Source organism: uncultured Veillonella sp. (assembly GCF_934190855.1).
Taxonomy (GTDB): Bacteria; Bacillota; Negativicutes; order Veillonellales; family Veillonellaceae; genus Veillonella.
This window is the reverse complement of record NZ_CAKPTN010000083.1, coordinates 1-7,259: the sequence shown is the minus strand read 5'-3', so window position 1 is coordinate 7,259 and position 7,259 is coordinate 1. Positions and strand designations below refer to the sequence as shown.

The 7,259-nt window shown below is 44.1% G+C and carries 3 protein-coding genes; 2 read left to right on the top strand and 1 reads right to left on the bottom strand.

The features are described from left to right. On the top strand, positions 1-2,903 hold a 2,903-nt coding region (locus Q0F90_RS05940; RefSeq protein ID WP_296004162.1), incomplete at its 5' end, for a PD-(D/E)XK nuclease family protein. After that, positions 2,893-6,693 carry a helicase-exonuclease AddAB subunit AddA gene (addA, locus tag Q0F90_RS05935; RefSeq protein ID WP_296004161.1) on the top strand — a complete coding sequence of 1,267 codons (3,801 nt, stop codon included), beginning with the start codon at positions 2,893-2,895 and terminating at the stop codon, positions 6,691-6,693. The genes Q0F90_RS05940 and addA, both read left to right, overlap by 11 nt. Before the next feature lie 190 nt (positions 6,694-6,883). Here the strand turns inward: addA and Q0F90_RS05930 are convergent. Next, positions 6,884-7,259, bottom strand: a 376-nt coding sequence (locus Q0F90_RS05930; protein ID WP_367113415.1) for a diacylglycerol kinase family protein, incomplete at its 5' end; no start/stop codon positions are given.

Genomic DNA, 7,259 nt, shown 5'->3' with positions numbered 1-7,259 from the left:
CGCCTACTCATTACGAGTTGATTTATACCTTATTTGATTTGGCTAAGGAAGCCGTTATTACTATTGATTTACCGATGGCTCCGAAGGCCTTAAATCTCGCTCGTCGAGGGGAACATCTCTTTAGTCGACCTTTAGAAATTTACGACACCTTAGTGGCTCGTTATGGTTCTAGTATTAATTGGGTGGGTTTTGACGGCAAACGGGGCCCTCAAATCGTACAAGACTTAGAAGCTAATTACTTTACTAGTCCTAGTAAGCAAAATTCTACTGATACTACGATTCCGCTCATTCGAGGTTATAACAGAGAACGGGAAGCCGATGCAGTGGCTCGCCGCATTTTGGCTTATGTGGAGTCCTCTCCAGAGGCTCGTTACCGCGATGTATGCATCATGCTTCGCGAATCTGAAACGTATGGGGATACCTTGGAAAAGGTATTCAGTCGCTACGGTATTCCGCACTTTATCGACCGTCAACGTCCTATGAAAAATCATCCGCTAGGCGAATTGTTGACGGCTCTCTTTGATATTGTGCGTCATAGTTACAGCCGAGATAGCATGTTCCTCTTGCTGAAAACGGACTTGATGCCCCTTACTCGTGAGACCGTAGATGAATTAGAAAACTACGTGCTCGAGTTTGGTATTGACCATTATAAATGGGAACGTGAAAGCTGGCCGTATTTACGAGGCTTCCATGAAGGCCAAGACGAAGAAAGTCACCCTGATGCACCGCGTAGAGCCCGTGTTAACCAAGCACGACAAACCATTATGGATATTCTATCCCCGTGGTTTGATTTTGCTGCTCATAGTGAGGGCCATACAGGGGCAGAATGGGGCGAACAGCTCTATGGTTTATTAGAAACCTTGCAAGTGCCTGAGCGCCTCTATGAGTGGGCAAAGGATGCAGAAACTGTAGGTGATCAAGAGTCCAAAGCCAGCCATGAACAGATGTATAATGCAGTTATTTCTTTTATAGATGAAATCTCTATGGTCATGAAGGACGAAGTGTTGACCTTAGATGAGATGATGTTGCTCCTCGAGGAAGGCTTGAGCGATGTAAATTATTCCATGATTCCACCATCCTTGGATCATGTGGTGATTACTACCATCGAACGTGGTTATAGCCAATGGTGGCCTAAGGTATTCGTCATGGGCCTCAACCAAGGCATTTTCCCACAAAGCATGGGCGATGAAGGTCTTATTAAGGATAAGGAACGACAAGAATTGGCTGATGCAGGCATAACCTTGGCTGAAGGTGCTTTGCCGAAGGCTTTCAACGAGAATTTCCTACTATACCTAGCAATGACACGGGCATCTGATTCCTTGACCTTGTCCTATGCAAGCTCTGGCGAGGACGGAACCGGTCTTGAACCATCCCTCGTGGTGAAACGGCTAGAATCCCTTGGATATGTCGGTAAGGCTATGGATATTCCTCTATCCATTACACCTGATACCGAGTCTGATTATGTATGGCGTCCGCTTCAAAGTTTGTCCTTATTATCTGAACGTTGGGGTGCTCTCTTTAGTGGTCATGAGGTCAATCCATTATGGTGGGGCCTTTATAACTGGGCTCGTGAAAGCGAAACCTATCGTCCACGTTTAGCAGAGGTATCTCGTGGTATTCGAGATAATAACGATGTGCCGGTCATTACGAAGGATTTAGTAAATGGATTGTTCCTATCTAAAGGCTACATGTCTGGTTCTGTAACGCGCCTAGAGAGATACCAACAATGTCCATTTAAGTTCTACGCTCAATATGGTTTGAAACTAGAGCCGCGTCGTGTACGATCCTTTGGGGCTCCTGAAATTGGTACATTCTTACATGCTAATTTAGAGCGTTTAGGTAATTACTTATTAGAAAATAATAAACAATGGCGTGATCTCAACGAAGAGGAGCAACAAAACTTGTGCCGCTCTGTAGCCGATGAAATCTTACAAGAAAATCACAGTGGCGAGGAAACGAGCGATGCCTACCAAAAGGCAATCGAGCAACGTGTACAACGAACATTACATGTGACGGTAGACCGCCTTGTAGAGTGGTCCAAGCGCAGCGATTTTGATACGAAATACTTGGAGCAAGATTTTGGTCGCCAAGGTGGCTGGGATCCGATTCGCGTACCTCTTGGGGAAGATCGTTATTTGCGCCTCATTGGTCAAATTGACCGCATTGATGAATATACTCGAGACGGTCAAACCTACGGCATGGTTATCGATTACAAGTCTGGTGGCGCCCATGTAACGGCACAAGATGTGTACTATGGACTTAAATTGCAACTTATGACATATTTATTGGCCTTAGAATCCGCTTATGGTAACAGGCAAGGACAATCTATGGCTCCAGCGGCTGTGGTATATTCTTATGTGAAGAACCCTAAAATTCCTGCTGGCGCGCCTCTATCCTATGAGGATGCAGTAGCTTTAGCTAAGGAAAGCGATGCATGGCATAATAGCGGCTACTTCTCCGATGATATCGAGTTATTGACGCATATAGATAATAAGTTCTTATCCTACGGTTCTAAACGAGGACCATATGTACCAATTGCGACAAAAAAGGATCAAACGATTTCTAGTAGAGACTTGCATAAGGTTAAGAATACTGGTGAGTTTGATGTAATGTGCCGTTATACCAATCATGTAATGGCTGACATCGGTCGTCATATTGGAGAAGGACAATTCCCAATTCAGCCGTACCAGTTAAATAAGAACAGACCTTGTACATACTGTGATTACAACACTGTATGCCGTTTTGACTCTAGCCGTAATCGATACAATTACTTATCTAGATTGTCCGAAGATGATGCACTAGAACGGATGAAAGAGGTCTTAAACGACGAAAATAGCGAGAACAACGGGGATCGCAATAACGGAAACAACAGTAGCGAAGGAGGTGAAAACCATGGGTGTTAAATGGACACCAGAGCAGGAGTCTGCCATCATAGCGCCTAAGGATTCGTCCTTAGATAATCAAACCTTGCTCGTAGCAGCAGCGGCTGGCTCGGGTAAGACAGCAGTTCTCGTAGAGCGTATCATTACGCGTCTTAAAGATATGGATAATCCTTTGTCCGTACAAGAGCTCATGGTTGTAACCTTTACAAAAGCTGCAGCACAAGAGATGAGTGCTCGTATTGGGCTTGCCTTGGCAAAAGCCATGGAGTCTACTGATGATGAGGCTATGCAACAGCGTCTTGAACGACAGCTTAATCTCTTGCCATCTGCGCATATTTCTACATTGCACTCCTTCTGCCAATGGGTGATTCGTTCCTATTTCTACAAGCTCGATATTAACCCAACAGCTCGCATTGGTAATGAAGCAGAAATGGCACTCTTGCAACAAGAGGTATTAGCCGATTTATTAACTAAATCCTATGAAGAGGGCCTTTATAATATTTATGAATTGGCGGACTTCTTCAGTGATGATAAATCTGATGCGGGCTTAACGGCGAAGATTATGTCTTTATATAACTACGCTATGTCCCTTGCTAATCCTGATGGATGGCTACGTAAAGCATTAGTGCCTTATAAAGAGGCTATGGAAACAAACCCAAGCGATACGCTATGGGGTCAATATATGTGGGATAAACAGGTAGCTGTTATGGACCGCATTCGTGAGCGCTTAGAACGGATGGAACAAATCTTGCTAGATCCAGTAGGGCCTCATAAATGGCAAAATATATACGATAACCAACTAGCTGCACTAGGCATGCTTTCAAATGCTCAAACCTGGGACGATATGGGCGAAGCTTGTAAGCATATGGATACCTTTATTAAAGATCAGTTCCGCATGGGCTCAAAAGAGGCACAAGCCTTTGATCCTATATTAGTAGCTGAGTTTAAATCCTTAGGTGCTCAAAATAAGGATGACCTTAAAGCCATGCAAGCAGCAGTGTTTACCGTGCCAGAAGCTACCTTACAAGAGCAGTTCAAGGCTCAATATCCAATCATTGAAGGTCTTGTGGAGCTCACCATTGCATTCCACCAAGCCTATCGGGATATGAAGCAAGAGCAAGGCATTATGGACTTTAGTGATCTTGAACATCTATGTTTAGCCCTTCTTGTTGAACCTGGCACAGAGGATGATCCTCAGCCGTCTGACGTGGCGAAGGAGCTGCAAGATACTTTCAAAGAAATCATGGTCGACGAATACCAAGATACGAACGGTGTGCAAGAGACGATTATCAACTTGATTTCTCGCGTCGATAATCGGTTCTATGTGGGTGACGTGAAGCAGGCCATTTATAGCTTCCGTATGGCTGATAGTTCTCTGTTTATGGAGAAATATAACATCTACGGCGGTAATGATGCGGTAGAGCGCCGTATCGACCTAGCGAAGAACTTCCGCTCTCATGAAAATATCTTAGCTGCCACGAATTTCTTGTTCTATCAAATCATGACAGAAGAGGCAGCGGAGCTCAATTATACTGAGGCGGAATCCCTCATTCCAGGCCGTATCGTAGAGGATGCGCCTGAGAATTGGGTTGGAGGCGACGTGGAATTGCAGCTTTTAGATGTGAGTAAGGATACCCTCGGTGCTAGTGAAAGCGACGAAGACGAAGGGGATGACCCTGAGAATAACGAGCGCGAACTAGATTTCATTATTCAAAAAATCAAGGAAATTCACGCTGCGAAGAAGAAGGTGCAAAATCCGGATGGCACATTCCGTCAAATCGAGTGGCGCGATTTTGCTATTTTACGTAGATCTTTGGCGGGTTGGGGCACTCGTGCCGTAGAGGCTATGCGTCAAGCCGGCATCCCTGCGGTGGTAAACGAACGGGATGGCTACTTTGAAGCCCAAGAGATTCAGATTTTATTAGCGTTGTTATCCATCATAGATAATCCTGAACAAGACTTGCCGATGGCTGCGGTGTTGCACTCCGGTCTCGTTGGGCTTGATGCAAATGAACTAGGTGCTTTGCGCCTATCTGGCGAGGGCTCTTTATGGTCGCTTATGCCAGCCTATGCAGAAGAATCACAAGATGAGCGCTTATTATCCTTTATTGGACACATGGAACGATGGCGTACCTTGTCACGCCGTCACGGTGTGACTGATTTGTTGTGGGATATTTACGAATCCCAAGACTATGTAAACTATGTAGGGGCCATGCCAAATGGTCTTGTGCGCCGTGCAAATGTCCTTGCCTTATATGACCGTGCTAAAGGCTATGAGGCCTCTGGATTCCGAGGTCTATTTAGATTCTTGCGATTCGTTGAAAGCTTGCGCGATAGCAACCAAGATATGCCTCTTGCCAATGTGGTAAGCGAAGCGGATAATGTAGTGCGCATCATGACCATTCATAAGAGTAAGGGCCTCGAGTTCCCTGTTGTATTCCTATCTGGGATGCAAAAGAAATTCAATATGATGGACCTTCGCTCTGAGCTCCTCATTGATAAGAACGCAGGCCTTGGTCTTAAGGGGTACTTCCCCGATATTCGAGTATCCTTCCCAACCATGCCGTGGTTCTATGTGAAAGACGTCAAAGAGGCAGCTCTCAAGGCTGAGGAACAGCGTATTCTCTATGTAGCCTTAACACGGGCGCGAGATAAGCTGTTTATGACGGGCTTTGTGAAAGGCTTTAAAAATTCTAAGGGTGGGTTGAGCACCTTAGGTGAACTCATTAAAAATGCTGCATCCGTAAAGGGGCAACAACTACCTACAGATATTATTACTCAAGCTAATACATATTTAGAGTGGCTCATTATGGGCTTTGCTCGTCATTTAGACGGCGGCAATCCATTGCGTGTAGCCATAGAGTATGAAGGGCCTACCTATTTTGATTTACCCGATAAGAAGTGCCGTATAAAGGTTGAAATTCACGATGGCTCTCTCTATGGTGATCTAGACTACAAAGCAGATATCGATGAAAGTACTATCAACAAGGTGCGTGAGTTAAAAGCTGTTAACTCTGTGGAATTACCACAGGAAATAGTAGACCGCTTTAACTATACCTATCCGTATAGCGATGCCACACGACGGACGGCTAAAATCTCCGTTAGTGAATTAAAACGACGATTCCAAGAACGAGAACTAGAAGCAGGGACTATCGATACACTTAACGAACCGATTGAAGTCGTTGAGCCCGTAGAAACTGCCTCTAAACGAAATGTTTCGGATGTTATTACAGTTTCAGCTGATGATTTAGCGAACTCCGTATTCGGTCGCAAACCACAGGCGTTACAGTCCGAAGAGGATGTATTGACGGGGGCTCAATGGGGTACCTTGATGCATGAGGCTATGCAGTGGTTGCCTCTTGCGAAGTACACGCAGGCTTCTTTAACAAAAGAGCTTGATGAATTGGTAAGAAAAGGGACTTTCACCGAGGAAGAACGAAATTTATTAAGCGATACAAGTTTGTATAAGTTCTTCAGTTCTGATCTTGGGAAACGTCTCATCAATGCGAAGCGCATAGAACGAGAATTGCCGTTCAGTATGCTCTTTGAAGGAAAACGCGTATACGATACCTTAGAGGATGGGGAGAATCTATTCCTTCAAGGTATTATCGATACAGCCTTTGAAGAAGACGGCGAATGGGTTCTCGTAGATTACAAGACAGACCGTGTTAAATCTGGGGAAGATCTCATCAAGCGCTATAAAATCCAAATGGACCTCTATAAAGAGGCCTTACAGCGATTGACGGGAATGCCTGTGAAAGCATGCTATATTTATAGCTTCCGCTTGCATGATGCCATCATTATAGATTAGCCAAAAACCTATACTTGATAGCATATTTCTTTGCTCGTAAGTAGTGTGTCGGCAACAGGAATCTATTTTATTAGTTAATAAGCATAAAAAGCTCTCTATCCTTTGCTAGAGAGCTTTTGTGTTATAGAGCTATATGGTTTTGTTTTATAGAGTTCCTTACAATTCTATTTGTAGATTTCTCTATAATTTGTTAAATATGCGGTAGTTTAGGCAAATTCAAAGCCTTTTTCTTTTTATGTTTTGATGGGGCAAATACCTTTAGTACCCGAGGCAATACTTCGATATCTACTGGCATAGATGGACCTGGATCACCATCCATATTAGTGGCTAAATCATCAACATTAGATAAGAGCTCGATGGATGCCTTGTTTACGGTTAATGTAGTTGTATAACGAGAGTTATAAATGGCACCACTAATAATGAGCGGTATTACGCTAAGGATGTCGAGAATGAAGTACTCTTTAAAGATGATGATGCGCATGTAGCCGTCATCTACAGAGGCTTCAGGCATAAATCGTTCAAAACTAGATACTACATTGGTAAGTAGTGCTAAAACAAGAGGGGAT